We start from the raw sequence: 24,787 nt of genomic DNA on the forward strand, positions 1-24,787 counted from the left end.
TCGGAACGTGTGAACCGTGCTGAACTATGCACTCAGACGACTGATGATGCTGCCGATCGTTCTCTTCGCCCTGTCGTTGATGATCTTCGCGCTGCAGATGTCGCTTTCGCCGACCCAGAGGCTGGCGGCCTATGCGCCGTCGCCTGACTATCTCAAGGGCGGCCAGGAAAGCATCCGCAGGATGATCGAGCAGTATGGGCTGAACGATCCCTTCTACATCCAGTACGGCCGCTGGATCGGCGGCATCCTCACCGGCAATCTCGGCTGGTCGGAGACGGCCCGCCAGCCGGTGTCCACGGCGCTGATGTCATTGTTTCCGGCGACGCTGGAACTGGTGGTGCTGGCCTTCATTCCGTGCTTGCTGCTCGCCGTCTTCCTGGGATCGCGTGCGGGCATCTATCTCAACCGCTGGCCCGACCACGTCATCCGCATCTTCACCATTCTCGGCTGGTCGTTCCCGGTCTACGTCTTCGGCCTGTTGATGCTGCTGATCTTCTATTCGGCGCTCGACTGGTTTCCGCCCGGCCGGCTCAGCCAGTGGGCGCAGACCGTGGTCAGCTCCAGCGACTTCGTGCGCTATACCGGCGCCAACACCATCGACGCGCTGCTCAACGGCAATCTGGCGATCTTCGGCGATGCGCTTCGCCATCTTGCCGCACCCGTCATCACGCTGACCTATGTCAACGTTGCGAGCATGACGCGGGTGATGCGCACCTCGATGCTGGAAACCCTGCGTCAGGATTATGTGCGCACCGCCCGCGCCAAGGGTCTGCCGCGCCGCGTGGTCGAACTGCGCCATGCCCGGCGCAATGCGCTTCTGCCGCTTGCGACCATTGCCGGCATGGAACTCGCGGTGATGATGGGCGGTGTCGTCATCACCGAGACCATCTTCGACTATGCAGGGCTAGGCCAGTTCGCCGCCAAGACCGCCGCCAATCTCGACTTCCCGGCAGTCCTCGGCTTCGGCCTCTATTTCGCGGTCGTCCTGGTCGTCATGAACCTGGTCGTCGATCTCATCTATCCGTTGCTCGATCCGAGGGTGAAGACGCAATGAAGTTTCTTCGTTACCTCGCAAGAAATCCGGTGTCGCTGTTCGGCGTCGTGATCCTTCTCGCCTTCGTGCTCATCGCCGTCTTCGCGCCGGTCCTGGCGCCGCCGCAGAGTTTTCAGCTGTCGCCCTACGATACGCCGCGTGCCGGCTTCCTGGCCACGCCGCAGCCGCCGTCGCCGGAGGCTGTCTTCGGTACGACGCAGGGCCAGTACGACATCTTCTACGGCGTCGTCTGGGGCACGCGCACCGCATTCAAGATCGGGCTAGGGGTCGTGGCGATTTCCGTCCTGATCGGCACCGTCGTCGGCGCGGTCGCCGCCTACTATGGCGGTGTCATCGAGGAGGTGCTGATGCGCATCGTCGATGTGTTCATGGCGGTGCCGTTCCTGATCGCCGCGATGGTGCTGACGGCGCTGCTCGGCAAGGGCATCGTGCCGATTACCATCGCGCTCACCACATTCGGCTGGATGAGTTATGCCCGTATCGTTCGAAGCGAGATCCTGAGGATCCGCGAGATGGATTATATCCATGCGGCCCGCAGCTACGGGGCGAGCGATCTCCGTCTGATCGTGCTGCATATCCTGCCCAATGCCATGTTCCCGGTGCTCGTGCTGGCGACGATGGCGACCGGCTCCATGGTGCTGTCGGCCTCGGCGCTGAGCTTCCTCGGTGTCGGTACCGAAGAAGGCTATGCCGACTGGGGCCAGTTCATCGCCTATTCGCGCAACTGGATCGTCGGCCAGCCCGGCAACCCCTTCCAGTTCTGGTACACGCTGGCTTTCCCCGGCGCTGCCGTCTTCCTGTTCGTTCTGTCGTGGAACCTTGTGGGTGATGCGCTGCGCGACATGCTCGACCCCCGCCACGCCCATTGAGACCCAATCCCTTCAAGACCCAATCCGTTTAAGGTTCAAGGAGCATTCCCGATGTCCTCTCTGTCTGCCGCCTCGATCGAACTATTCGAGGATCTGATCCGCTATGAGGTCGAAGACAAGGCGATCCCGTCGATCTCCTACGCCCTCGTCGACCGCGACGGCGTGCTTGCCGAAGGCCATGTCCAGCGTCACGACCGCCATTTCGACATGGGCAAGGACACCTGCTTCCGCATCGGCTCGATCACCAAGACCTTCACGTCGCTGGCGATCATGCAACTGGTCGAGAAGGGCCTTGTCGATATCGACGTCGACGTCTCGACCTATCTGCCCGGCTTCAAGCCGGAGAACCCGTTCGCCGGTGCCGAGGGCGGGCCTTACGGCTCGGTCATCAGCCTGCGCAAGCTCATGACCCATACGGCGGGCATCGTGCGCGAACCGAAGAGCGGCCATTATCTCGATGCCACCCGACCGCCGCTCGAAGACACGGTTAACGAGCTCGCGAGCTCGATCCTCAAGCAGGATCCGAGCCTCGGCGTGATGCATTATTCCAACGCCGGCATCGCCGTCGTCGGCCGGGTGATCGAGACGGTGACTGGCCAGAGCTATTCCGACTATGTCGCCGCCAACATCCTGAAGCCACTCGGCATGGACAGCTCGTCCTGCGGCATGGCGCCCGGCATCCGCGAGCGGTTGGCACCTGCCGACATGTGGACGCTTGACGGCGATACGCCGGCGCCGGTGTTCAGCCTCGGCGGTTCGCCGGCCGGCAACATCTTCTCGACCACAGGCGACATGGCGCGCTACGCCCAGTGCCTGCTGCGTGGCGGCTTCGACGCCGAGGGCAATTCCATCATCTCGCCGGCGTCGCTGCGCGAAATGTGGACACCGTTCGGCAAGCGTCCGGCCGGCCACGACAAGACGCTCAACGGCTACGGCCTGTGCTTCGGCTCCGGTGACGTCGACGGCTGGACTTCCGTCGGCCATGGCGGTGCCGTCTATGGTTACGCTTCGCAGATGATGCTGCTGCCGGCCGCCGGCGTCGGCGTTCTGATTTTTGCGACCCTTGATTTTGCCAACCAGATCGCCTCGCGCCTCGGCGTCGACGGCGTGCGCATTGTCCTTGCCGAACGCAAGATGGGCAAAATGCCCGAACGCGTCCAGCGTCCGCCCGAGATTTCCGAAGCGCAGTTCAAAACGCTTCCCGGCTATTACCGCGACGACGCCACGCAGGAAGTTGTCGAGGTCAAGTCGACGGACGGCAAGATCTATCTGATGGGCGAGGGCGTGCCACACAGGATCCGGCCGGTCGCCGGCAACGATTTCGTCATCGACGGCCGCATCTACGGGCGCGGTGCCGACTACGCCCACATGAACCTCTCCTTCCCGGAAGCCGGCAAGCTTGCATGGAAGGATGCGACCTGGACCCGCATCGAGGCGCCCGATGACGAGACCGTGCCCGACGCGATCGCGCCGCATCTCGGCGAATACGGGCCGGATTTCAACATCACCTACCTGACCTACAGCCATGGCGGGCTGAAATGCCTGATCGAGTACTTCTGCACGCACACCTGCGAGCCGGTCGAAGAAGGCCGCTTCCGCATGCATGGGCGGCTTTATGAAGACGAGATCCTCGAACTCGATGCCGTCGACGATAGCGGCAAGCGCGGCATCCGCGTCGGGCCGATGTTCCTGGAACGGCGCAGCTCGTCCCAGGCGGAAGCGGCGTGAGCCGGACCGTGGCTGCCCCGATCAGGATGGAGTCACCCCTGGGCGCCCGCATGTTCATCGGCGGGCGCGAGGTCGACTATTATTGCGGCACGTCCTATTTCTGCCTGCACGGCCACCCCGAGGTGATCGAGGCGGCTTGTGACGCCACGCGGCGATACGGCATGGGGCCGGGAACGCTTGCCCATATGCAGGTCTATGCCAACCTGCAGGAGCGGCTGCGCGACTGGTTCGGCACGGAGGAGGTCGTCTACATGATCTCCGGCTACACCAGCCCGATGGTGCTGCTGCAGGGGCTGCGTGACGATTTCGACGTGATCCTGATGGATTCCGCCACGCATTACAGCACCCGGGACGCGATCCCAACGCTCGGCAAGCGGATCCACGAGTTCCGCCACGCTGATCCCGACGATCTGGCCGCGCAGTTGTCGCAGCATGTGAAGCCGGGTGAGCGGCCGGCGGTGCTGACGGACGGGGTGTTCCCGTCCTCGGGCAAGCTTGCGCCGCTTGGCGATTATCGTCAGGCAATGGCTCCCTATGAAGGGGCGCTTCTCTGCATCGACGATTCCCACGGCGTCGGCGTTCTCGGCGAGACCGGCCGTGGTTCGCTGCAATACGCCGGTCTCGAAGGCGAGGGCAATTATCTCGCCGGCACCATGAGCAAGGCCTTCGGTGCGCTCGGTGGGGTGGTTCCCGGTGATGTCGCCCTTGCCGAAAAGATCGCCCGCAATGCGATGATCATGCGCGGCGCTTCGCCGGCACCGCCCGGTCTTGCGGCGGCGGCCGCCGCATCGTTGCGGGTGCTGCAAGCGACGCCGGACAAGCGGACCAACCTCATCCGCAACATCAAGCACGTGCGCAGCGGCCTGCGGACCCTCGGCTTCGAAGTCGCCGACACGCCTGTGCCGATCGTCACCGTCAAGGGCGTGACCGATCTCGAGCAGCTGCGCGACCGCCTTGCCGAACGCGACATCATCGTCCGGGTGCAACAGGCGGGCGGCTATTCCGATGCGCCCGATGTGCCGAGCCTGCGGCTCGCAGTGTTTTCCGAACATTCCCCGGCTCAGATCGATCGGCTCCTGCAGTCGATGGCCGAACTTATTTGAGAGATGAGAGAACAATCATGAAGGTTTTCATCAGCGCTGATATCGAGGGCACGGCGGGGATCACCGCCTGGGACGAGGCCAAGAAGGGGCATCCGGAATACGAGGAGTTCCGCGAATACATGACCGACGAGCTGGTCGCTGCCTGCGAAGGCGCCAAGGCCGCCGGTGCCAAGGAGATCGTGGTCAAGGACGCCCATTCGACCGCCCGCAATCTGATCCTGTCCAAGCTGCCGGCCTATGTCAGCATCGTCAGGGGCTGGAGCGGCCATCCCGATCTGATGATGTTCGGCATCGACAAGAGTTTCTCGGCAGCGCTTTACACCGGCTATCACAACAAGGCCGGGACCGACACCAACCCGCTCGCCCACACGCTGACCGGCACGGTGTCGCGGCTCCTGATCAATGGCGAAGTGGCGTCGGAATTCACGCTGAACGCGCTTTGCGCCGCGCGCTATGGCGTGCCTTCGGCGTTTCTTTCGGGCGATGCCGGCATGTGCGCCGAGGCCAAGGCGATTGCTCCGGGTATCGGCACTGTAGCGACAAGCGAAGGGTTCGGTCCCGCGACCCGGTCGCTGACGCCGAAGGCTGCGGTTGCCTCTATTCGCGAGGGCGTGGAGAAGGCGCTTTCGGGCGATCTGAAAAACTGCCTGCCGAAGCTCGCCGACCGTTTCGAGCTGGTGGTCGAGTACACGACACCAATCGAGGCTTATCGTGGCAGCTGGTACCCAGGTGTCGAGCATATCGCGGCGCGCACGCTGCGCTTCGAGGCGAAGGACTTCTTCGAAATCCAGCGCGCTATTCGCTTCATCGTTTGAGTGAGGCAATGGACGGCGCGCGAGAAGCTGCTTCGGTATCGCGCGCGCCTCTAATCCACCAGATAGGGCGTTGCAGCCAGACGCGAGCCGTCATGGCATGAATTGAAGCACTTACGGACTTCACTGGCGCGTCGGCATATCGACCCAGGCCACGGGCTGCCTTTTCCTGCGCTGATGATATGTCAGCGCCGCCCTCAGGCAGTGGGCCAGCGGTTCTGCGGGAAGGTCGCCTGTGGCGGGGATGAGGAGGGCACGGTTGCTCTCAAAGGCAAATTCGCTCCCGAAGTGAACGCGGAACGTATCGACTAGCGTCGTCTTGCAGTTGAAGAACACCGCGCAGTGTGCCGGTGCCGATTTGACAATTCCCAGTCGGATCGTCGTTCCGCTTTTGCTTGCTTCCGTGAGGTAGGCCGGCTCTCCCCATTTGAGTGCCTCCGTCAGCGGCCCGACGCCTTCGGTCTCGGCGGCAACGACAAAGATGAGATCGCGAACCTGCAGCAGGCGCGTCCGCACTGTCGCGCTATGCTGTACCAGCACCTCGGCGATAGCGGCAGGAACGGGTGGGCTCGTCATGGCACGCGTTTCTTCAGCGGCAGATGGATATCGGTCCGCAATTCGCTTTGCGGAACCATTCGCGGATCGTTGAGATAGGCTTCATCCGGGCACTGTAGCTCGCCTCAGTCAATCCCTTGTGCATCGGCGTCCTCTTCGGTTTTCCACTTGGCGAAGAGATTGGCATGAGCAGGGCCGGCAAATCCTGCGGATTTGATGACCCTGTCGCTGCGACTATAGCCAATGGCTGCCGATTTGCATCCGTCTCCCTTTGCGCCCGAGGGCGAGCGGGATGTTGACCCGGCCGCCGCGGTCAGCTGTCTGCGTGCGCCTCGGGCGCGCGAAGCACGGCGCCGACGCGTCTTGCGACAAGGACCTGTAGCGCGTGAACGCGCAGGAACAGCGCCGGGACGAAAAGCAGCGAAAGGGCGGTGGAGGCGAGCAGTCCGCCGATGACGACGATCGCCATCGGCGCGCGGAAGGCTCCGCCGTCGCCGAAGCCAAGGGACACGGGAACCATGCCGGCGATCATCGCCGCGGTGGTCATGATCACCGGCCGCGCCCGCTGTTCTGCGGCGGTGACCACGGCCTCGCGGGGGGCGTGGCCCTGCTTGATCAGCTGACCAGAGAGATCGACGATCAGGATCGCATTCTTCGCGACAATGCCCATCAACATCAATGCGCCGATCAGCACCGGCATTATCACGCCGTTTCCGGTGAGAGCGAGGGCCAGGATGCCGCCGGACAGGGCGAGAGGCAGGGACAACAGGATTGTCAGCGGCTGGAACGGGTTGCCGAAGAGGATCAGCAGGATCGCGAAGACGGCGGCGAGCCCCAGGAGCACTGCGCGGAGGAAGCTTGAAAAAAAGTCCTGCATCGACAGGGTCTCGCCGGCAGGCTGCAGGCTGACACCCTCCGGCAAGGGGTTGTCTGCAATCCACGCCGTCACCGCCGACAGGGCGGTGCCTGACGAGACAGCCCCTTTGAGATCGGCGGTGATATCGATGCGCCGCAACCCGTCGCGCCGTATGATCTCGGCCGGGCCGGAACGTGCCACGACCTCGGCGATTGCCGCCAGCGGCACGACGTTGCCATCGGCAGTCCTCAGCGGCATGCCTTCTATCAGCGAAATGTCGATGTCATCTTCAGCCTCCACCCGGACCCGCACCGGAACCCGATGGCCCTGCAGATCGATGTGAGCCAGCTCGCGGCTGATATCTCCGACAGTCGCCACGCGCACCGCGTCCGATAGCGCGTCGAGGCTGATGCCGAGTTCCGAAACGAGGTCCCGGTCGGGCACGATCTGCAACTCGCTGCGAAGGGAGGGGCGAAGCGACGTCACTGTTCGGAAGTCAGGCATCTCAGCCATCGCCGACGACAGGCTGTCGCTTGCCTGCTCCAGGCGGCCGGGCTCATCGCTGAGGAGCGTCAGCGAGAACTGGCGGCTGCCGGTCAACCCCAGTTCGGCGCTGCGGATATCCGCGATTGTTGCCAGTTGCCTGGTGACATCGGCGGCCACCTGCTGGCGGGTCCGGTTGCGCTCGGCCGGTGCCGTCAGCATCAGGTGAACGGTGAAGGACTGCTGGCTCCGTGGACCGAAAGTGAGATCGCCGCGATAGGCGTAGATGTGCTGGACATCCGGGTCCTTCTTCAGGGAGCGCGCGATCTCGACGGATTTTTGCATCATTGACGCGGTGCTGGCTCCATCGGCCATGTCGATTGCGAACGCCAGGCGGGTCCCGTCTTCCGTCGGGATGAACCCGCGCGGCAGCGTCGGCAGTACCGTCAGGAACGGCACCGCGACGGAAAGCAGGCCGAGCGCCAAAGTCACGAGGGTCATGTCGATGTGGATGCTTCGCCCTCCCATCGACACTTTCTGCCGGCCGATCGACAGCCGCAGCAGTCGCGAATAAAATCCGTTGCTCCTTCCGGATTTGCTGCGCTCGCCCGGTGGCGCGGGCTTCAACAACGCCACCGCCAGCATGGGCGTGATTACTCGCGCGACCAGCAATGACAGGAGCGTCGCGACGGCCACGGTCAGTCCAAACTCCCGGAAGTATCGACCGGGCAGACCTTCGATCAGCGCCAGCGGCAGGAAAACCGCGACAACGGTCAGCGATATCGCGATGACCGAGCTACCGATCTCCTCCGTCGCATCGATGACCGCGCGCCAGATCGTCTTTCCCATTTCACGGTGACGCGACACGTTCTCGATCTCCACTATCGTGTCATCGACGAGAAGGCCGATCGCCAGCGTCAGGCCCAAAAGGGAAACGAGATTGAGTGAGAAGCCGAGAACTTCCATGGCAAGAAAGGTCGGGATCACCGCCAGCGGCAGAGCGATGGCAGCGATGAGCGTCGCGCGCCGATCCCGCAGGAACAGAAAGACGACTGCGATGGTGCACAGCGCGCCCTCGGCCATGGTTCGCATCGTGCCGGTGAAATTGTTGCTGACGTAGCTGGCGTTTTCGTCGAGCAGCGTGAACTGCACCGCAGTCTCGGCATCGTCGAGACGTTGAACTGCGGATTTTATCTGCTCGAATGTCTCGACCTCGTTGGCCCGCTTTTCGGCAAAGATCGCCAGGGCGACGATCGGATCGGCATCGAGCGTCGCGAAACCCGAAGGCTCGCTCCAGGCATCCTCGATCCTGGCAATGTCGGAAAGCCGGTTGCTGGATCCGGGGCCGGTTCTGACGGCAAGCGCGTCGAGATCCTCCACCGACATAGGTGCCGAGACGGTGCGGACCGGCTCGTCGAAGCCGTCGGTCTCCATCGTTCCGGAGGCCCGGTTGTCGCTGACGGAACGCAGTGCCCGGCTGACGTCCTGTGGCGCCAGGCCACGGGCGATCATTTCATCTTGCTGCAGCCAGACCCTGATCTCCCGCTCGCTGCCGCCAACCCGGACAATCCTGCCGACGCCCGGCACTTTTTCCAGGATGGGGCGAATGCGCTCGTCGGCGCGCCTGGAGATTGCCGGCAGCGCCAGCTGGTCGGAGCGCAGAGCATAAGTGGCGATTGCCAGACGCCGTATGTTGGAAAGCTCGATCGAAGGCTCCTCCAGATTTGCCGGCAACTGGCTGCGGACCGTCCGCATCGCCGCCTGTACCCGATCCAGCGCGACATCTGGCGAAATGTGGGTGGCGAATTCTGCACTCAACGTGACACTGCCGTCACTGATCGTGGCGTCCAGACGCTCAAGACCTTCGATGTCCTCGAAGGCGTCCTCGATCTTTTTCGCTACCTGCATTTCCAGGTCGCTCGGCGATGCCGCCTGCTGACGCAGCATGATCGTGACGACAGGAAACTCCAATTCCGGGAAGCGGTTGACCGGCAGCGAGGTCAGGGACAGCCACCCCATAACCGTCAACACGAGAAACAGCGCAATGCCGACCGCGGGACGCTCGATCGACCATTTCGAGACGTTGATGGCCATTGGATGCCTCACCGGTTTGCGGCGATGACGGCGGCGGGCAAAACGGGCGTGACGCGCATGCCGGCGCGCACCAGGCCGCCCGACCGCAGGATGACCTGCTCGCCGGACGATACCCCTGAGACGATCTGGACAGCCTCGGCGGTCTTGCGGCCGGTGACGACGGCGCGCGTTTCGACGGTTCCGTTGGCCACCAGCTGCACCTGGCTGCCATCGGCCGTGGGCTGGACGGCGCTGAGTGGAAGGACGATCTGCATCTGCTCCGTCGTGCGGATTTCCGCGCGCGCAAAGGCGCCGAGCCTAACCATGACGGTCGGCGGAAGGGCGATGCGGACGCGTGCCATTCTGGTGGTCGGTTCGATCCGCGGCGATAGATGCCGGACGGTGCCGGCAAGGGGTACCTCGCTCCCCGGGATGGAGATGGACGCTGCCATTTCAGGCCGGATCCGATCCATCATGCGCATGGGAACCAGCGCCTCGAGCTCGAAAAGTCCGTCCCGGGCGATGCGAAACAGCGGCGTCTTGCCCGTGGCTATGTCGCCCACATGCGCGAAGCGTTCGACGATGATGCCGGACGCGGGCGCCCGTACGCGCGTTCGCTCGAGATGGGCAGTCAGTTCGCGGCGCTTGACCAACGCGATGGCGCGCTCGGCCAAGGCGACCCTCTTTGCCTGTTGCGCGGTGGCAAGCTTGGCTTCGGCGACAAGCACATCGGCCTGGCGTTGTTCGAGGACGTCCAGGGACGTTACTCCGGATTTCGAGAGTGGGTCGGCACGGGCCAGTGCCTTGCCAGCGAGATCGAGATTTGTTTGCGCAAGCGCGATCGTACTCTCGCTTTGGGTCAACAGAGCATTGGCGCGCTCGATCTCGACGTCGTTCATCGCCAGGGCGATCTCGCCCAGGTCGGACATCAGGACGGCCAGGATCTGGCCCTCTCGAACCGTATCGCCTTCCTCGGCCAGGATGGACAGAACGCCGGCGCCATCGCTCTCCGTCCCCACGAGCACGTCCTCGCGGGCGACGATCGACCCGGAAACAGTGCTTGTGGTCGTGAGGGCGCCGGGTGAAGCATTGACGACCGATACGCTCATCACGGAGGCATCGTCGCCAGAGGTGGCACCGGCCGATCCCGTGGCGACCGCCATTGCCGTCCCTGCGGTCGGGTAGAGATGGCCGACAACCATCGGGTAGGCTGTCGCAAGCAGGGCAGCTACGGCAATGAGTGCGACAGAACCGACCGTTCTGCGTCGCCTGTGGTTCTTTTCCGACGCGGTTCCTGGCTGTCGGTCCAGCGGCGACGTATCGAGATGTGTTGGTCGTCTGCGGATCATGACGACACCTCTTGCCCCTATGAGTGCATCTCGTGGACGGGAACGTCGTCGGCCGCCGTCGCGGGCACCAGCGCCATCACTTTTCGACAGCCCTCGCATTGCGCGGGGTCGGGCACAGGCAGCCTGTTTGCCACGCGCCAGCGCGGCATCGTCGGTCCGATCGGCCGGGTGCGGGCGAGGTGATGCTGCGACCAGACCGCATCGAGCGCGTCGACGAGATAGTCGATGTCTTCGTAACTGTGCAGCGGCGAAGGGGTGATCCTCAGCCTCTCGGTGCCGCGCGGCACGGTCGGGTAATTGATCGGCTGAATGTAGATATCGAAGCCATCGAGCAGCCGGTCGGAAACGGCCCGACACTTTGCCGCGTCGCCAACGACGACCGGAACGATATGGCTTGGATTGTGCATATGCGGGATGCCGGCGGCGTCGAGCTTGTCGCGCAGCATGCGCACCCTGTCCTGCTGTGCCCTGCGCTCGCTCTGGCTGGTCTTCAGATGCCGGACGGAGGCTAGGGCACCGGCTGCCAGCATCGGCGGCAGCGCGGTCGTGAAGATGAAGCCGGAGGCGAAGGAGCGCACGAAATCGACGATCGGCCCCGTCGAGGCAATATAACCTCCGACCACTCCGAACGCCTTTCCAAGCGTACCCTGGACGATGGTCAGGCGATCCATGACGCCGTCGCGTTCGGCGACGCCGGCGCCACGGCGACCATAGAGACCGACCGCATGCACTTCATCCAGGTAGGTCATGGCATTGTAGCGGTCGGCAACGTCGCAAAGTTCCTTGATCGGGGCGATGTCACCATCCATCGAATAGACGGATTCGAACGCGACAAGCTTGGGCCGATCGGGCTCCACCTGTTCCAGGCAGCGGGCGAGATCTTCCGGGCTGTTGTGTTTGAAAATCCGGTAGTCCGCGCGCGAGTGGCGGATGCCCTCGATCATCGAGGCGTGATTGCCTGCATCCGACAGAACGACGCATCCCGGCAACTTGGCCGCAAGCGTCGACAGCGCCGCCCAGTTGGAGACATAGCCTGATGTGAACAGCAATGCTGCTTCCTTGCGGTGTAGATCGGCCAGTTCGCGCTCAAGCAACACGTGCGCGTGGTTCGTGCCTGCGATGTTGCGCGTTCCGCCGGCACCGGCGCCGGACAGGTCCAGCGACTGGTGCATAGCGCTTCGGACTTTCTCGTGCTGGCCCATCCCGAGGTAGTCGTTCGAACACCAGACCATGACCTCGCGAACACGATCTCCCTCGTGGAGTCTGGCATGCGGAAAAGCGCCGGCCATGCGTTCGATATCGGCAAAGACACGATATCGCCCTTCCTGGCGCAGTCCCTCCAGGGCGTTGGTAAAAAAGACACTGTAGTCCATTGCCCCCTCCTCAGTGCGGTTGGCTCGATCCGTCCGGAATGGTCGATTTCGAACCCTCGTATAGTAGGGCTTTTTAGGAAGGCGTGACACAGACTTAGGTTCAGCGAGGTTTTCGACGTAGGTACCGGCCCCGCAAGACCAAAGTCCGATGTGAGATCTTGCCGTTGACATTTCGCACGACAGAAAGGCCTGCGAGGAGCGCTACCACCGTGCCGGTGGTGCCCACGGCCAGGATGACGACCTTGCGGCAATCGATGGATGAGCGTGCGTCGAGCCGCACGCCGTAGCGCTTTACATCGGCTGCGAGCACGGATTCCCGCCCGAGACGGGGTGAGATATGAATTCCTCCCGGTGAGCGACACGGTTTCGTGCGAACGCCTTTCGGTCCTGCAGTTGGCGTGACCGGTTCCGCGCTATCAGAAGCGGCCTATTCGCCCGCGACGACAAGCCCTTCGACAGCGGCCGCTAGCGCATCGAAGCCGGGCTTTTGACGGGCTTTCGCATCGGTGATGAGATGGGCCATCTCTCCGGTCTCGCAGAAGACCGAACGGCTGACGACACCCACCTTGGAATGGTCGGCGAGAATGATCGTCCGGCCGGAATTGCGCACCATGGCACGGGCGATCTCGGCGCCATGGAGAAAATAGTTCATCGCGCCCATCGTGGCGTCGACCCCCCAGGGGGCAAGGAGCGCAATGTCGGCGCGGTAGCGCTGGATGTCGTTGATGGTTGCCTCGCCGAAGGTCTCCATCGGATCCTGCTTGACGTTTCCGGCGAGCAGAATGACGCGCGTGCCGCGCGAAAGCTCGCCGGCCCGTTCCGTCAGTTGGCTCGCAACGTCGATGGAATTGGTGAGGATGGTGAGGTTGCTGAGGCCGCTCGGGCCGGCGAGCGCCTCGGCCATCGTCGAGCTGGTCGAGCCCGCATCCATGAAGATGGTCTGGCCGCTTTCGAGGTACCCGAGGGCGGCCGCGCAGATCGCACGCTTCTCTTGCAGACGCAGCGTGATGCGCACGCCGAAGGTCGTGTCCTCCCGCGTTACCGGAACAGCGCCGCCGCGCACCCGACGCAACTCCCCTGCCATCTCCATTTCCATGAGGTCGCGGCGGATCGTTTCGCGCGACACGCCGAAATCATCGACGATGCGGTCGATCGATACCTGGCCATAGGCCGCAAGCAGCGAACGGATTTTCTGTTGACGCTCTTCTTGCCACATAGCGAAGCCTCCCTTGCAGCTTCTTGATATGCGACGCCTCGCATTGCCACAAGCGCCATATCGCTCGCCGCATAATAACACATATTGCCACGAAAAACGCATATTGCCACATTCGACAATTGCCTGTAGGTAGATCGCACAGGTCGGACTTACCCGATCAGCATCTTCAATCAGTCGGAGCCAAGGCCGGCGCCCAACCTGCATGCATTGCGGGAACGATGGCGGCTGCCGGCAAACGGGAAAGCGTAAAACAGAGAATGACCAGCGCCGCCCTCATCGAAGACAAACATGTGGCATTCGCCGTGGAGCTGGCGGATATCGCTCGGGCCGTGCTCAGGGAAAACCGCCTGGCGCGGGTCGACGTCTCGGTCAAGGCGGACCGCAGCCTTGTGACGGCCATGGACATCCTCATCGAGGACCGGCTGCGCGGCATGATTTCAGCGCGGTATCCCTCCCACGGCATCATCGGCGAGGAGCGCGACTGGGTCCGCCCCGGCAGCGAACATGTCTGGGTGCTCGATCCGATTGACGGTACGACGGCCTTCATCGCCGGTATGCCCGTCTACGGTACGCTGATCGCGCTTGCCGTCGGCGGCGTGCCGCGCCTCGGCATCATCGACATTCCGGCAATCGACTCGCGCTGGATCGGCGCTGAAGGCCGGCGCACGACGCGCAATGGCCAGGAGGTCAGCGTGCGTTCCTGCCCCTCGCTTGCCGAGGCGATCATGACAAACAGCAACCAGGATTATCTGGCACAGAACGAACGCCCTGCGCTCGACCGGCTGCGTGCGGCCACCAGCGCGCGGGTCTATGGCGGGGCGAGCCTCAACTATGGCCTTCTTGCCGATGGGCGCACCGATCTGGCGCTTGATGGCGGCCAGAAGGTTTTTGATTTCGCGCCCTTCCGACCCATCGTCGAAGGTGCCGGCGGTATCGTTACGGACTGGGCCGGCGCGCCGCTGACGCTGGAAAGCTCCGGCCAGCTGCTGGGGGCGGGCGACGCCAGGGTGCACGCCCAGGCGCTCGATCTCGTCAAGGACATGAAATCCGGCTCTGCCGTTTCGGCCAACGCATAAGCCTGAAGACAAAGAAGAGGGAACTCATGGGCATAGCGATCTCCAACCTGTCGGTGCGATACGGCGCCGAGACCGTCATTTCCGGCCTGTCGCTGGATATTCCGCAAGGCTGCTTCTTCACGCTGCTCGGCCCCTCCGGCTGCGGCAAGACCACACTGTTGCGCACCATTGCCGGTTTTGCGCCGGCAAGCGGCGGCCAGATCCGCTTCGGCGGCCGCGACGTCACCGAGCTTCCGCCCCACAAGCGCGCGATCGGCATGGTGTTCCAGGACTACGCGCTCTTTCCTGACAAGACGGTCGCCGACAACGTTGCCTATGGCCTGCGTGCGCGCGGCGAAAAGGGCGAGGGTGTCGAGCGCAAGGTGAAGGCCGCACTTGAGCGGGTCGGCCTCGGCCATCTGCTTTCCCGCCATCCGGCAGCCCTTTCCGGCGGCCAGCGTCAGCGCGTGGCGCTTGCCCGCGCGCTGGTGATCAAACCGACGGTCCTGCTGATGGACGAACCGCTCTCCAATCTCGATGCGAAACTCCGCGTCCAGATCCGCGAGACGATCATCGAATTGCAGCGCGAGGCGAATATCACCACGGTCTTCGTGACGCACGACCAGGAAGAAGCACTGTCCATGTCCGATCTGATCGGTGTGATGAACAAGGGCAAGGTCGAGCAGCTGGGCACGCCGCAGCAGATCTATGCGACGCCCCGCACCGGCTACGTCGCCGATTTCGTTGGTGCAGCGAACCGAACAGACGTTGCCGTGCGCTCGACCTCTCCGGGTCTCGTCGAGTTTGAAGTCGCGGGCAACCGCCTGCTGGCGACGGACGCACTGGAGGGCCCAGCCGAGCACGGTATCCTCGTTCTTCGACCGGAGGACCTGAAGATTTCTTCAGCGCCGGTTGCCGGCCTGCAATCGTTGCCGGCAACCATCCGTGGCCGGCAATATCTCGGCGCCCGTACCAGCTACAGCGTCGAATGCGCAGGCGGCCTCGTCCTTAATGCGGAACTGCACGGTGCAGGGCACGACGCCTTCCTGCCGGGTGCCTCTGTCCACCTCGGCTTCGATCCCGCCGCCGCACGGGTGATCCGGTCATGAACCCGTCTCTTCTGCGCTCCCCCTGGCCCTGGTTTTCCGCGCTGGCGCTTGCTCTTCTCGGCGTCTTCGTCGTCTATCCGCTGCTTTACATCTTCACCGCGAGCTTCTTCGGAGATGGCGGCTCGGGCTGGGTCCAGCTCATGCACGATGGGCGCAGCCTGGCGGCCATCGGCAATACGCTGGTGCTCGCCTGCGTCGTCACGCTGTGTTCGACGCTGATCGGCGTGCCGCTTGCCTATGTCTCGGCGCGCTTCCGTTTCCGCGGCAAGCTGCTGATCACGCTGCTGCCGCTCATCACGCTGGTCATTCCGGAAGTCGTGACGGCGCAGACCTGGCTGATGATCCTTGGCAACAACGGCCTCATCACCCGCTTCCTGAAGGGCCACGGGATCTTCCTCCCGAGTTTCTACGGCTGGTTCGGCCTCATCACGTCGATGAGCTTTATCTACTACACCTATGTCTATATCGGCACGGTGGCAGCCATCGGCAAATTCGATGCACAGCTGGAGGAGGCCGCCCAAAGCCTCGGTACGGCACCGGTGCGCTCGCGCTTCCATGTCATGTTGCCGGTCATTCGCCCAGCGATCCTTGCCTCGGCATTGCTCGTCTTCACCATGGTCGTCGGTAATTTCGCGATCTCGACCATCCTTGGCCACAACGTGCCGCTGCTTTCGGTCGCGATCTATCAGGCGGCCGTGGCGGAGGGCGCGAGCAACCTCACCATGCAGAGCACGCTTGCCAGCACCTCCGTGTTGATCGTCATGGGTCTGCTCTTCGTCAATCGCCGCATCATCGCCAGGGGCCGTTACGAGATCGTGCAGGGCAGGGGCGCCAAGCCCCAACCGCTGAAGGGCGGCCGGGGCGTGCTCGTCAGCGCTGCTGCGGGCGTCGTCGTCGCCATCTCGCTGCTGCCGCTCTTAACTATTGCCGTGGGCGCCTTCACGGTTTCGCGGGGCCCGGTCATGCGCTGGGGGGAATGGACACTCGACAACATGGCCCGCGTCTTCATCACGGCGCCCGGCCCGCTGGTCAATTCGATCCTTTTTGCCGGCATCGCCACGCTCATTTCGGTCGCCTTCAGCACGCTCGTCAGCTACCTCGTCGTCAAGAAGCCCAATCTGGTAACGCCGCTGATCGACTATGTCGCAGCCATTCCACTGGCGCTCTCGGGCACCGTTCTCGGCGTCGGGTTGCTCGCCTCCTTCAACGGCGGCTTCCTCTCGCTGACCGGGACCTCGACGATCATCGTGCTCGCCTATGTCATCCGCCGCATGCCCTTCGGCATGCGCAACGGCCAGGCGATCCTGCACAACATCCCGAACTCCATCGAAGAGGCGTCCATCAGCCTCGGCTCGCCGCCGTTCAGGACGTTCCTGCGCGTGGTGCTGCCGATGATGCTGCCTGCCGTCGCCTCGGCCGCGATCCTGACCTGGACGACCACCGTCTCCGAACTCTCGGCTTCGCTGCTTGTCTATTCCGGCGGCCGCGAAACCCTGCCGATCCAGATCTTCCGGCTGATCGACTCGGGCTTGATGGCCTATGCCTCGGCCTATGGCCTGGTGCTGGTTGCCGTGATCCTGCTGCCGGTCGTGATTGCCACGACCGTGTTCAAGGTGGACCTGTTCGGCTCGAAGTGAAGATCAACGACCATCCGGCCGCGTGAGGGACGCGGCCGATCTCAGACCAACCAGGAGGAACTGCCATGATGAAACTTGCCGCAACGACCATGCTTCTCGCCGGCTTTGCCGCAGCAGGCGCCGCCGCTGCCGATCCCGTGATCTACACCACCAACCCGGTCCCGGCCGTCGAGGCCGTGCAGGCCGTCATCAAGGAGAAGGCCGGGCTGACGACCGGCATCATTACCGGTGGCAGCGGTGTGTTGCTGCGCCGCATCGAGGCGGAGAAGGCCGCCCCCCAGGGCGACGTCTTCTGGTCGTCCTCGGCCAACACGATGGGCGCTTTCAAGGATGTGCTCGAACCCTACACCTCGCCGGAACTGGCCGCCATGCCTGCGGACCTGCGTGTTCCCGAAGATTACTTCCAGCCCGCCAACGTCCATGTCGTCACCGTGATGGTCAATACCGACCAGCTGAACGGTTCCGCGGCGCCGGCCGACTGGAAGGACCTGGCCGATCCGTCCTGGAAGGGTCGTATCGTCCTGCCCGATCCGGCCAACAGCTCGACCGGCTACACGATCGTCTGGGGCCTGTCGAAGCTGCTCGATGAAGCGACCTACAAGGCGCTGGTTGCCAATCTCGTCGTCAGCAGTTCGTCTTCGGCCGTGCCGAAGGGCGTGGCCATGGGCGAATATGCCGTCGGCATCACCTTCGAGACGAACAGCTACAGCTATGTCGACGGCGGCCAGACGGAGATCAGCATCGTCTACCCCTCCTCCGGCACCTTCACGACGCCGGAATTCGCCGCGCTCGTCAAAGGCGCACCGGCTGGTGACAATGCCAAGAAGACAATCGATACGCTGCTCTCCAAGGAAGCGCAGATCGAGCTGCTGAAGGTCGCCTTTCGCCGTCCTAGCCGCACGGACATCCAGGTTTCCGACTTCGTGAAGCTGCCGGAACTCGCCTCGATCAAGGTCTTCAAGATCGACGAGGAAGAGGCCGCCCGCAGCCGCGACACATTCCTCGCGGAATGGGCCGCTCTGCCGAAGGCCGGTTCGAGCAAGTAACGATCCTGCCGCGCAAGGAAGCCGCCTCGGGCTCACGCCTCAACGCGGCTTCCTTGCAGCGTGGGGTGGTGTGCGGGCAACTCTCCCGCCCGCACGCCACCATCCCTTGACCTTCCTTGCGCCGGGTCTGACGTCTCTGCCTGTGTCGGGCTGCGTTCTTGGATCAACTCCGCGGCACTGCGGTTCATTCCGCTCGGCGAAATGAACGCCAAGCGCTATGGTGCCGATCTCAAGCAAGTGGAGACATAACAAATGACCGAGAAAGCTGTTTTGGCTGGTGGCTGCTTCTGGGGCATGCAGGATCTGATCCGCGCGCTGCCCGGCGTCATCGAGACCCGCGTGGGCTATACCGGCGGCGATGTGGCCAATGCCACCTATCGCAACCATGGCACACACGCCGAAGCCATCGAGATCGTTTTCAATCCCGAGATGATCAGCTATCGCCGGATTCTGGAGTACTTCTTCCAGATTCACGACCCGACCACGCTCGACCGGCAGGGCAACGATATCGGTACCTCCTACCGATCGGCGATTTACGTTCTTGGGGATGAGCAGCGGCGAATAGCCGAAGATACCATTGCGGATGTGGATGCGTCGGGCCTTTGGCCAGGAAAAACCGTGACGGCGGTCGAGCCGGCCAGCGCTTTCTGGGAAGCGGAGCCGGAACACCAGGACTACCTGAAGCGCTATCCCAACGGCTACACCTGCCATTTTCCGCGGGCGAATTGGGTGCTGCCCAAGCGGGAGGCGGCCGCCTAGGCTGCAGCCTGACCATTTGCGGTAGAGATCATTGTGGCGCCCCGGCTCGAAGCTGGAGCGCCTTTGCCGTTGCTGAGCGATGCCCAGGGTGGCCGACCGGGGACACGCGGGTCCAACCGCCTCGCTCAACGGTGTCATCGGCATCACCCGGCCCGTTGCCGGCACTAGCCTCCACGGTCTTCCACAGTCTGCAAATCGCGACGCCGGGCACGAACGGGCTTGAAACACGTCGATGTTGACGCAAGCACGAATGGAACATATAGTGAACAAACATGAAGAAATCACTCAAAGACCGGCTCGCAATCCTCTCGGATGCGGCAAAGTACGACGCCTCGTGCGCTTCGAGTGGAACCGTCAAGCGAAGCTCGGCGGATACCGGCGGGTTGGGGTCGACGGAAGGCTCCGGCATTTGTCATGCCTATGCTCCCGATGGCAGATGCATTTCCCTCCTCAAGATACTGCTGACGAATTTCTGCATCTATGACTGCGCCTATTGCATCAATCGCTCGTCAAGCAATGTCGAGCGTGCGAGGTTCACGGCGGAAGAAGTCGTCTGGCTGACGATGGAATTCTACCGGCGCAATTATATCGAAGGGCTGTTTCTCTCGTCCGGTATCATTCGGTCATCGGATTACACGATGGAAGAGATGGTCCGCATCGCCCGGGCTTTGCGCGTTGACCACAATTTCTCCGGATACATTCATCTGAAATCCATCCCCGAGGCATCGCCGCTGCTGGTCGAGCAAGCCGGCCTCTATGCCGACCGGCTTTCCATCAACATCGAACTTCCGACAGACGCGGGTCTTGCGGCCTACGCGCCGGAAAAGCGGCCGGCTCACATCCGCAGATCGATGGGGGAGTTGCGGCTGAAGATCGATGAGGCCAATGACGCGACACTGCAGACCAAGCGAAGGAAGCGCTTCGTGCCGGCGGGTCAAAGCACCCAGATGATCGTCGGAGCCGACCAGGCGAATGACCGCGTGGTCCTCGCCACGAGCGCCAGGCTCTACGGCAGTTACGGACTGCGCCGGGTGTACTATTCGGCCTTCAGTCCCATTCCCGATGCATCCCGCAAGCTGCCGCTGATCAAGCCGCCGATGATGCGCGAGCACAGGCTTTATCAGGCGGACTGGCTCTATCGCTTCTATGGGTTCGACATCGATGAAATCACCGCCAACCAGCCGGATGGCATGCTTGATCTCAAGCTTGACCCCAAGCTTTCCTGGGCGCTGGTCAATCGGCATTTTTTCCCGCTCGACGTCAATTCCGCGTCGCGAGAGGCGCTTTTGCGCGTTCCCGGCCTTGGCACGAAGGCCGTCAGGGCCATTCTTTCGGCGCGTCGTTTGCGTCGCCTGAGGTTGGAGGATCTTGCCCGGCTGCACATCTCGGTCAAGAAGGTGCGGTCATTCCTGTCGACGGAGGGGTGGACGCCGCACAAGTTGATCGACCGATCGGATTTACGCTCGATGTTCGAGCCCAAGCCCGAACAGCTGGATCTGTTTTGATGCGGGTCGTTGCCCTGGAAGGACGAGGGGAGCTCGGCGAATGGCGCGATGCGGCGCGCAGGCTGCTGCTTGCGGGCGTGCCGCCGGAGGCGGTTGAATGGCGACAAGGGGCCGATGCGAGCGCCGATCTGTTTGATCGGGAGCGAGGTGATCCGGAGAAGCAAGCGCCGTTGGGGCATGCCTCACCGGCGTTGACGGTGCCCAGGCTGTTCCTCGACCTTGCGGCCACCGCCATCTGTCATGCCGATCCGGTTCGGTTCGGCGTTCTCTACCGGGTTCTCCATCGACTGCAACGGGATCGCGACCTGTTGGGTAACGCGACGGATGGCGACGTCGCAGCGCTGCACGGATTGGCCAAATCGGTCCGGCGCGACAGCCACAAGATGACCGCCTTTGTTCGTTTCAAGGAGGTCGGCCCGAGTGGAGACGCAGGCCGTCGTCGTTTCGTCGCGTGGTTCGAGCCGGATCACTACATCGTCGCTCGGGTCGCACCGTTCTTTCACAGGCGGTTCTTCGACATGGATTGGATGATCGCAACCCCGCGTGGCGTCGCCGCCTGGGACGGCAAGCTGCTGGAAGTGTCCTCAACCCCGGGCCAAAAGACCGCGTTGTCGGACGACACCGAAGAACTCTGGCGCACCTATTTTTCCAGCATCTTCAATCCCGCCCGACTGAAGGTGAAGGCGATGCAGGCGGAAATGCCGAAGAAGTACTGGAAAAACCTTCCGGAGGCCTCACTTATTCCCGCGATGATCGCAGGTGCTGAGGCGAGCGTCGTTGCCATGGGCGAGCGAATGGCACGAGACCCGCCAGCCTTTCATGCGCGAATTGAGGCCGCAGCAAAAGTGCGGGAAGAAGGGCCGCCGGTGCCAGGGACATTGGAGGAACTTCGTGCCGAGGCGTCCCGCTGCACTCGGTGCCCACTCCATTGCAGCGCCACGCAGACGGTGTTCGGAGAAGGGCCGGCCGATGCCCCGATCATGATCGTCGGCGAACAGCCCGGAGACCTAGAGGATCTCGCCGGACGACCGTTTGTCGGACCGGCCGGCAAGCTTTTTGACGCGGTGGCGCACGAAGTCGGGCTCGATCGTCGTTCCCTTTATGTCACCAATGCCGTCAAGCATTTCAAATACGAGATGCGCGGCAAGCGGCGCCTGCACCAAAGGCCCGATGCTGGCGAGGTGGAACATTGCAGGTGGTGGCTTGACCTCGAACTGGCACTGGTCAAGCCGAGGCTGGTCGTGGCGATGGGGGCGACAGCGCTGTTCGCGCTCACCGGCGAGCGCCCGAAGATATCAGATGTCAGGGGAATGATACGGCGCTCAGACCATGATCCGGCCGTGTTCGTCACAGTTCATCCATCCTTCCTGCTGCGCATTCCGGATGCCGCCCGCCGAGAGGTCGAGATGGTCCATTTCAAGAAAGACCTGGCCGCGGTCGCTGCGTTTGGTACGCCGGGGTCATAATAGCGATCGGATGATCGCGAGGCCACCGGTCGGCCGAGATAGCCGCTTGACGTGCGCTTGCCAGGCCGGGCATTGCACCTGTCAAAACCTCTCAAGGTGTGCCGGTGGGCTGCCGCTTGAGCCACGGGTGGGAAGAAGGTTGTATTCCGGATCCAGCCAGGGCGGGTTTTCCGCGTACATCTCCTCGATCAGCCGTTTGACGAGTTCGATGTACCAGGAATTGTCGCCGACGCGGTGGCTGAGGATGACCGGCGAGGTTGCGCCCTCTCCCTCAAGCAGACGGTAATGCACGTCAGACCGCATCTGCCGTGCGGAGGAGGGGATGATGCAGACGCCGGCTTCAGCGGCCACCAGCCCGAGGGCCGTCTGGATCTCCCGCACTTCCTGAACTTCGGCCGGGCGTGCGTCATGGCTTTGCAAGAGGTTGAGCACATGGTCGGCATAGCCGGGACGAGGTTCCTTGGGGTAGACGATGACCTTCTGACCGGCAAGGGCGGCGACCGCAAGTGGCGAGGCATCCTCGGCAAGCGGCGTATCTTTGGGTATGGCGACGACTAGGCGTTCTTCGCGCAACACTGTGCCGACCACGTTCGGATCACTATGGCGCAGGCGACCAAACCCCATGTCGATACGGCCCTCCTTGAGGGCGGGGATCTGCTGGACGGAGACCATTTCCAACAGCTGGATATCCACTTCCGGGGCGTGCTGGCGCAGTTTTCGCACGAGCGAGGGCAGCCCGCCATACAAGGTCGAGGCAACGAAGCCGATGGACACGACGCTGTTCTGGTTCAAGCCGACGCGGCGGGTTGCCGCCTGCATCTGTTCGACCCTGCCGAGAACCTGCAGCGCCTGCTCGTAGAACAGACGCCCTGCCTCGGTCAGCCGGACCGGGCGGCTCTTGCGGATGATAAGGGGGACGCCAAGGTCCTCCTCGAGCAACTGGATCTGCCGGCTCAGGGGCGGTTGGGCGATGTGCAGCATCTGGGCCGCGCGGGTAAAATTTCGCTCGCGCGCGACGGCTACGAAATAGCGAAGCTGGCGGAGATCCATCATTTGCTTGCACCCTTTAGACCGATTTCGCTGGTGTCGACGATATGCTGCACCGCGGGAAGTACCGATAGGGTGACATTTTTTCGCCTATGATACCAGAAAGGTATCGTAGCAGACGCAATTGATGTTGGACGGGACTTCGTGCCCGGCGCAAAGTCGCCCCATGAACACGACCTTGACATCCGTTGGCCCGACTGCAGCAGCGTTCCCTCTGGTGGAGCGCATCGAGACCCTGCTCGTCGATCTGCCGACCATCCGGCCGCACAAGCTCTCGGTGGCGACCATGAACGGCCAGACCCTGATGCTGGTCAAAGTCCATTGCAGCGACGGCATCGTCGGCATTGGCGAGGGCACCACGATCGGGGGGCTGGCCTATGGCGGCGAAAGCCCGGAAAGCATGAAGCTCGCGGTCGATACCTACTTTCGCCCCATCATGGTCGGCCAGGACGCAACCGCGGTTCGGGCGCTGATGGCGCGCATCGGCAAGATGGTCAAGGAGAACCGCTTCGCCAAATGTGCGGTTGAAACCGCACTCCTCGACGCGCATGGCAAGCGGCTCGGCCTGCCCGTCAGCGAGCTGCTGGGTGGGCGTTTGCGAAGCCGCCTGCCGGTCGCCTGGACGCTGGCATCAGGTGATACGAAGACCGATATTGCTGAGGCCGAGAAGATGCTCGACCTGCGCCGTCACAGGATCTTCAAGCTCAAGATCGGAGCACGACCGCTGCGCCAGGACATCGCCCATGTTGCGGCGATCAAGCGGGCGCTCGGCGAACGCGCCTCGGTGCGGGTCGACGTGAACATGGCCTGGAGCGAGACGGATGCTGCCTATGGCATGGCCGCGCTGGCCGACGCCGGTTGCGAACTGGTCGAACAGCCGGTCGCCTCGGCGGCGGCGCTCGCACGGCTTGTGCGTCGCTTTCCCGTCGCGCTGATGGCCGATGAATCGCTGCACGGCGCCGAAAGCGCCTTCGAACTGGCGAAAGTCAGTGGTGCGGACGTCTTTGCCGTCAAGATCGAGCAAAGCGGCGGGCTCTTCAATGCCCAGCGGGTGGCGACGATCGCCGACGCAGCCGGCATCGGTCTTTACGGCGGCACGATGCTTGAAGGCGCCGTTGGCACGGTGGCGTCGGCGCAGGTGTTTTCCACCTTTGCCAACCTTCAATGGGGCACTGAGCTGTTCGGGCCGCTGCTGCTGACGGAAGAGATCCTGGCGACACCGCTTAACTACAGCGAGTTTGAGCTGACGGTTCCCTCAGGACCCGGGCTCGGAATCGAGCTTGACGAAGAGCGTCTGGCCTTCTTCACGCGCGATGGACTGCGCAAGACGATCAGCGTTGCCGGGCAGGGAGGCTGAACATGCTCTTTCATGTGCGCATGGACGTGAACATCCCGAACGATCTGCCGCAGGCCGAGGCGGCCGAGATCATCGCCCGGGAAAAGGCCTATTCGCAAGACCTGCAGAACAGCGGCAAATGGCGACATATCTGGCGCATTGCCGGCCAGTACGCGAACTACAGCGTCTTCGACGTCAAGGACAATGCGGAGCTGCACGAGATACTTTCCGGCCTGCCGCTGTTCAAGTTCATGGAGATCGAGGTGACGCCGCTCGTGCGGCATCCCTCGTCGGTTCGTGAGGACGATAGCTAGATCATCTTTGGCGCTGCGCCCGGGAGGACGCGAATGGCGCGA

Annotated in this window: 20 protein-coding genes; 14 read left to right on the plus strand and 6 right to left on the minus strand. The window is 63.1% G+C overall.

What is annotated here, in order from left to right; translation table 11 throughout:
- Positions 1–16: 16 nt before the first annotated feature.
- From AC07UR_RS19115 to AC07UR_RS19135, 5 genes are read left to right on the plus strand one after another with little or no spacing between them, the layout of a single operon-like run.
- The gene (locus tag AC07UR_RS19115) at positions 17–1,054 is read left to right on the plus strand and encodes an ABC transporter permease (RefSeq protein ID WP_327795820.1); all 1,038 of its coding nucleotides are present in this window, start codon (positions 17–19) and stop codon (positions 1,052–1,054) included.
- A complete protein-coding gene (locus tag AC07UR_RS19120; protein ID WP_077504655.1) occupies positions 1,051–1,923 on the plus strand; it encodes an ABC transporter permease in 873 nt (290 codons plus the stop codon). The genes AC07UR_RS19115 and AC07UR_RS19120 overlap by 4 nt, the downstream gene beginning before the upstream one ends.
- Positions 1,924–1,974: 51 nt before the next feature.
- A complete protein-coding gene (locus AC07UR_RS19125) occupies positions 1,975–3,651 on the plus strand; it encodes a serine hydrolase domain-containing protein (protein WP_209789154.1) in 1,677 nt (558 codons plus the stop codon).
- Positions 3,648–4,754 (plus strand): aminotransferase class I/II-fold pyridoxal phosphate-dependent enzyme, encoded by a 1,107-nt coding sequence (locus AC07UR_RS19130; RefSeq protein ID WP_494701951.1) that lies wholly within the window; start codon positions 3,648–3,650, stop codon positions 4,752–4,754. The genes AC07UR_RS19125 and AC07UR_RS19130 overlap by 4 nt, the downstream gene beginning before the upstream one ends.
- A 17-nt stretch (positions 4,755–4,771) precedes the next feature.
- Entirely contained in the window at positions 4,772–5,569 is a 798-nt protein-coding gene (locus tag AC07UR_RS19135) for a M55 family metallopeptidase (protein WP_209789156.1), read from the plus strand.
- Between the two features lie 120 nt (positions 5,570–5,689).
- Here the strand turns inward: AC07UR_RS19135 and AC07UR_RS19140 are convergent, their stop codons facing one another.
- The 5 genes from AC07UR_RS19140 to AC07UR_RS19160 form a co-directional block, all read right to left on the minus strand.
- On the minus strand, positions 5,690–6,142 hold the full coding sequence (locus AC07UR_RS19140) for a DUF1801 domain-containing protein (protein ID WP_209789159.1): 453 nt from the start codon (positions 6,140–6,142) through the stop codon (positions 5,690–5,692).
- Between the two features lie 292 nt (positions 6,143–6,434).
- Complete coding sequence (locus AC07UR_RS19145; protein WP_209789161.1) at positions 6,435–9,554, minus strand: efflux RND transporter permease subunit; 3,120 nt, start codon at positions 9,552–9,554, stop codon at positions 6,435–6,437.
- A gap of 8 nt (positions 9,555–9,562) precedes the next feature.
- Positions 9,563–10,882 carry an efflux RND transporter periplasmic adaptor subunit gene (locus tag AC07UR_RS19150; protein ID WP_209789163.1) on the minus strand — a complete coding sequence of 440 codons (1,320 nt, stop codon included), beginning with the start codon at positions 10,880–10,882 and terminating at the stop codon, positions 9,563–9,565.
- A 17-nt stretch (positions 10,883–10,899) separates the two neighbouring features.
- Positions 10,900–12,255 carry a 5-aminolevulinate synthase gene (gene hemA / locus AC07UR_RS19155; protein ID WP_209789165.1) on the minus strand — a complete coding sequence of 452 codons (1,356 nt, stop codon included), beginning with the start codon at positions 12,253–12,255 and terminating at the stop codon, positions 10,900–10,902.
- A 427-nt stretch (positions 12,256–12,682) separates the two neighbouring features.
- Positions 12,683–13,471: a DeoR/GlpR family DNA-binding transcription regulator gene (locus tag AC07UR_RS19160; protein ID WP_173421417.1), complete on the minus strand. Its 789-nt coding sequence runs from the start codon at positions 13,469–13,471 to the stop codon at positions 12,683–12,685.
- A gap of 257 nt (positions 13,472–13,728) precedes the next feature.
- Between AC07UR_RS19160 and AC07UR_RS19165 the strand changes: the two genes are divergently transcribed.
- From AC07UR_RS19165 to AC07UR_RS19195, 7 genes are all read left to right on the plus strand, one after another.
- Positions 13,729–14,547: an inositol monophosphatase family protein gene (locus tag AC07UR_RS19165; RefSeq protein ID WP_209789167.1), complete on the plus strand. Its 819-nt coding sequence runs from the start codon at positions 13,729–13,731 to the stop codon at positions 14,545–14,547.
- Positions 14,548–14,573: 26 nt separating this feature from the next.
- Positions 14,574–15,635 (plus strand): ABC transporter ATP-binding protein, encoded by a 1,062-nt coding sequence (locus AC07UR_RS19170; protein WP_209789169.1) that lies wholly within the window; start codon positions 14,574–14,576, stop codon positions 15,633–15,635.
- Positions 15,632–17,272 (plus strand): ABC transporter permease, encoded by a 1,641-nt coding sequence (locus AC07UR_RS19175; protein WP_209789171.1) that lies wholly within the window; start codon positions 15,632–15,634, stop codon positions 17,270–17,272. Before AC07UR_RS19170 ends, AC07UR_RS19175 begins: the two co-directional genes overlap by 4 nt.
- Positions 17,273–17,337: 65 nt before the next feature.
- The gene (locus AC07UR_RS19180; RefSeq protein WP_209789173.1) at positions 17,338–18,318 is read left to right on the plus strand and encodes an extracellular solute-binding protein; all 981 of its coding nucleotides are present in this window, start codon (positions 17,338–17,340) and stop codon (positions 18,316–18,318) included.
- A gap of 252 nt (positions 18,319–18,570) precedes the next feature.
- Positions 18,571–19,077, plus strand: coding sequence for a peptide-methionine (S)-S-oxide reductase MsrA (gene msrA, locus AC07UR_RS19185; protein ID WP_209789175.1), 507 nt, complete (start codon positions 18,571–18,573; stop codon positions 19,075–19,077).
- 272 nt (positions 19,078–19,349) lie between these two features.
- Complete coding sequence (locus AC07UR_RS19190) at positions 19,350–20,582, plus strand: putative DNA modification/repair radical SAM protein (protein WP_209789177.1); 1,233 nt, start codon at positions 19,350–19,352, stop codon at positions 20,580–20,582.
- A complete protein-coding gene (locus AC07UR_RS19195; protein WP_209789179.1) occupies positions 20,582–22,048 on the plus strand; it encodes a UdgX family uracil-DNA binding protein in 1,467 nt (488 codons plus the stop codon). Before AC07UR_RS19190 ends, AC07UR_RS19195 begins: the two co-directional genes overlap by 1 nt.
- A gap of 81 nt (positions 22,049–22,129) precedes the next feature.
- On the opposite strand, the gene AC07UR_RS19200 is transcribed toward AC07UR_RS19195, so the two are convergent.
- The gene (locus AC07UR_RS19200; RefSeq protein WP_209789707.1) at positions 22,130–23,098 is read right to left on the minus strand and encodes a LysR family transcriptional regulator; all 969 of its coding nucleotides are present in this window, start codon (positions 23,096–23,098) and stop codon (positions 22,130–22,132) included.
- A gap of 163 nt (positions 23,099–23,261) precedes the next feature.
- On the opposite strand from AC07UR_RS19200, the gene AC07UR_RS19205 reads away from it, so the two are divergent.
- A complete protein-coding gene (locus tag AC07UR_RS19205) occupies positions 23,262–24,452 on the plus strand; it encodes a muconate/chloromuconate family cycloisomerase (protein ID WP_209789181.1) in 1,191 nt (396 codons plus the stop codon).
- Positions 24,453–24,454: 2 nt separating this feature from the next.
- Positions 24,455–24,745, plus strand: a complete 291-nt coding sequence (gene catC, locus AC07UR_RS19210) for a muconolactone Delta-isomerase (RefSeq protein WP_209789183.1) — start codon at positions 24,455–24,457, stop codon at positions 24,743–24,745.
- The last annotated feature ends 42 nt before the right edge of the window (positions 24,746–24,787 follow it).

The organism is Ensifer sp. GW821-FHT05G01, from assembly GCF_059419585.1.

What these genes read in the sequence shown, in the direction of transcription:
- AC07UR_RS19195 (WP_209789179.1), top strand. Translation starts at nt 20,582, where the DNA reads ATGCGGGTCGTTGCCCTGGAAGGACGAGGGGAGCTCGGCGAATGGCGC.
- AC07UR_RS19190 (WP_209789177.1), top strand. Translation starts at nt 19,350, where the DNA reads ATGAAGAAATCACTCAAAGACCGGCTCGCAATCCTCTCGGATGCGGCA.
- AC07UR_RS19165 (WP_209789167.1), top strand. Translation starts at nt 13,729, where the DNA reads ATGACCAGCGCCGCCCTCATCGAAGACAAACATGTGGCATTCGCCGTG.
- AC07UR_RS19135 (WP_209789156.1), top strand. Translation starts at nt 4,772, where the DNA reads ATGAAGGTTTTCATCAGCGCTGATATCGAGGGCACGGCGGGGATCACC.
- AC07UR_RS19125 (WP_209789154.1), top strand. Translation starts at nt 1,975, where the DNA reads ATGTCCTCTCTGTCTGCCGCCTCGATCGAACTATTCGAGGATCTGATC.
- msrA (WP_209789175.1), top strand. Translation starts at nt 18,571, where the DNA reads ATGACCGAGAAAGCTGTTTTGGCTGGTGGCTGCTTCTGGGGCATGCAG.
- AC07UR_RS19145 (WP_209789161.1), bottom strand. Translation starts at nt 9,554, where the DNA reads ATGGCCATCAACGTCTCGAAATGGTCGATCGAGCGTCCCGCGGTCGGC.
- hemA (WP_209789165.1), bottom strand. Translation starts at nt 12,255, where the DNA reads ATGGACTACAGTGTCTTTTTTACCAACGCCCTGGAGGGACTGCGCCAG.
- AC07UR_RS19150 (WP_209789163.1), bottom strand. Translation starts at nt 10,882, where the DNA reads ATGATCCGCAGACGACCAACACATCTCGATACGTCGCCGCTGGACCGA.
- catC (WP_209789183.1), top strand. Translation starts at nt 24,455, where the DNA reads ATGCTCTTTCATGTGCGCATGGACGTGAACATCCCGAACGATCTGCCG.
- AC07UR_RS19175 (WP_209789171.1), top strand. Translation starts at nt 15,632, where the DNA reads ATGAACCCGTCTCTTCTGCGCTCCCCCTGGCCCTGGTTTTCCGCGCTG.
- AC07UR_RS19120 (WP_077504655.1), top strand. Translation starts at nt 1,051, where the DNA reads ATGAAGTTTCTTCGTTACCTCGCAAGAAATCCGGTGTCGCTGTTCGGC.
- AC07UR_RS19200 (WP_209789707.1), bottom strand. Translation starts at nt 23,098, where the DNA reads ATGGATCTCCGCCAGCTTCGCTATTTCGTAGCCGTCGCGCGCGAGCGA.
- AC07UR_RS19160 (WP_173421417.1), bottom strand. Translation starts at nt 13,471, where the DNA reads ATGTGGCAAGAAGAGCGTCAACAGAAAATCCGTTCGCTGCTTGCGGCC.
- AC07UR_RS19140 (WP_209789159.1), bottom strand. Translation starts at nt 6,142, where the DNA reads ATGACGAGCCCACCCGTTCCTGCCGCTATCGCCGAGGTGCTGGTACAG.
- AC07UR_RS19180 (WP_209789173.1), top strand. Translation starts at nt 17,338, where the DNA reads ATGATGAAACTTGCCGCAACGACCATGCTTCTCGCCGGCTTTGCCGCA.
- AC07UR_RS19170 (WP_209789169.1), top strand. Translation starts at nt 14,574, where the DNA reads ATGGGCATAGCGATCTCCAACCTGTCGGTGCGATACGGCGCCGAGACC.
- AC07UR_RS19205 (WP_209789181.1), top strand. Translation starts at nt 23,262, where the DNA reads ATGAACACGACCTTGACATCCGTTGGCCCGACTGCAGCAGCGTTCCCT.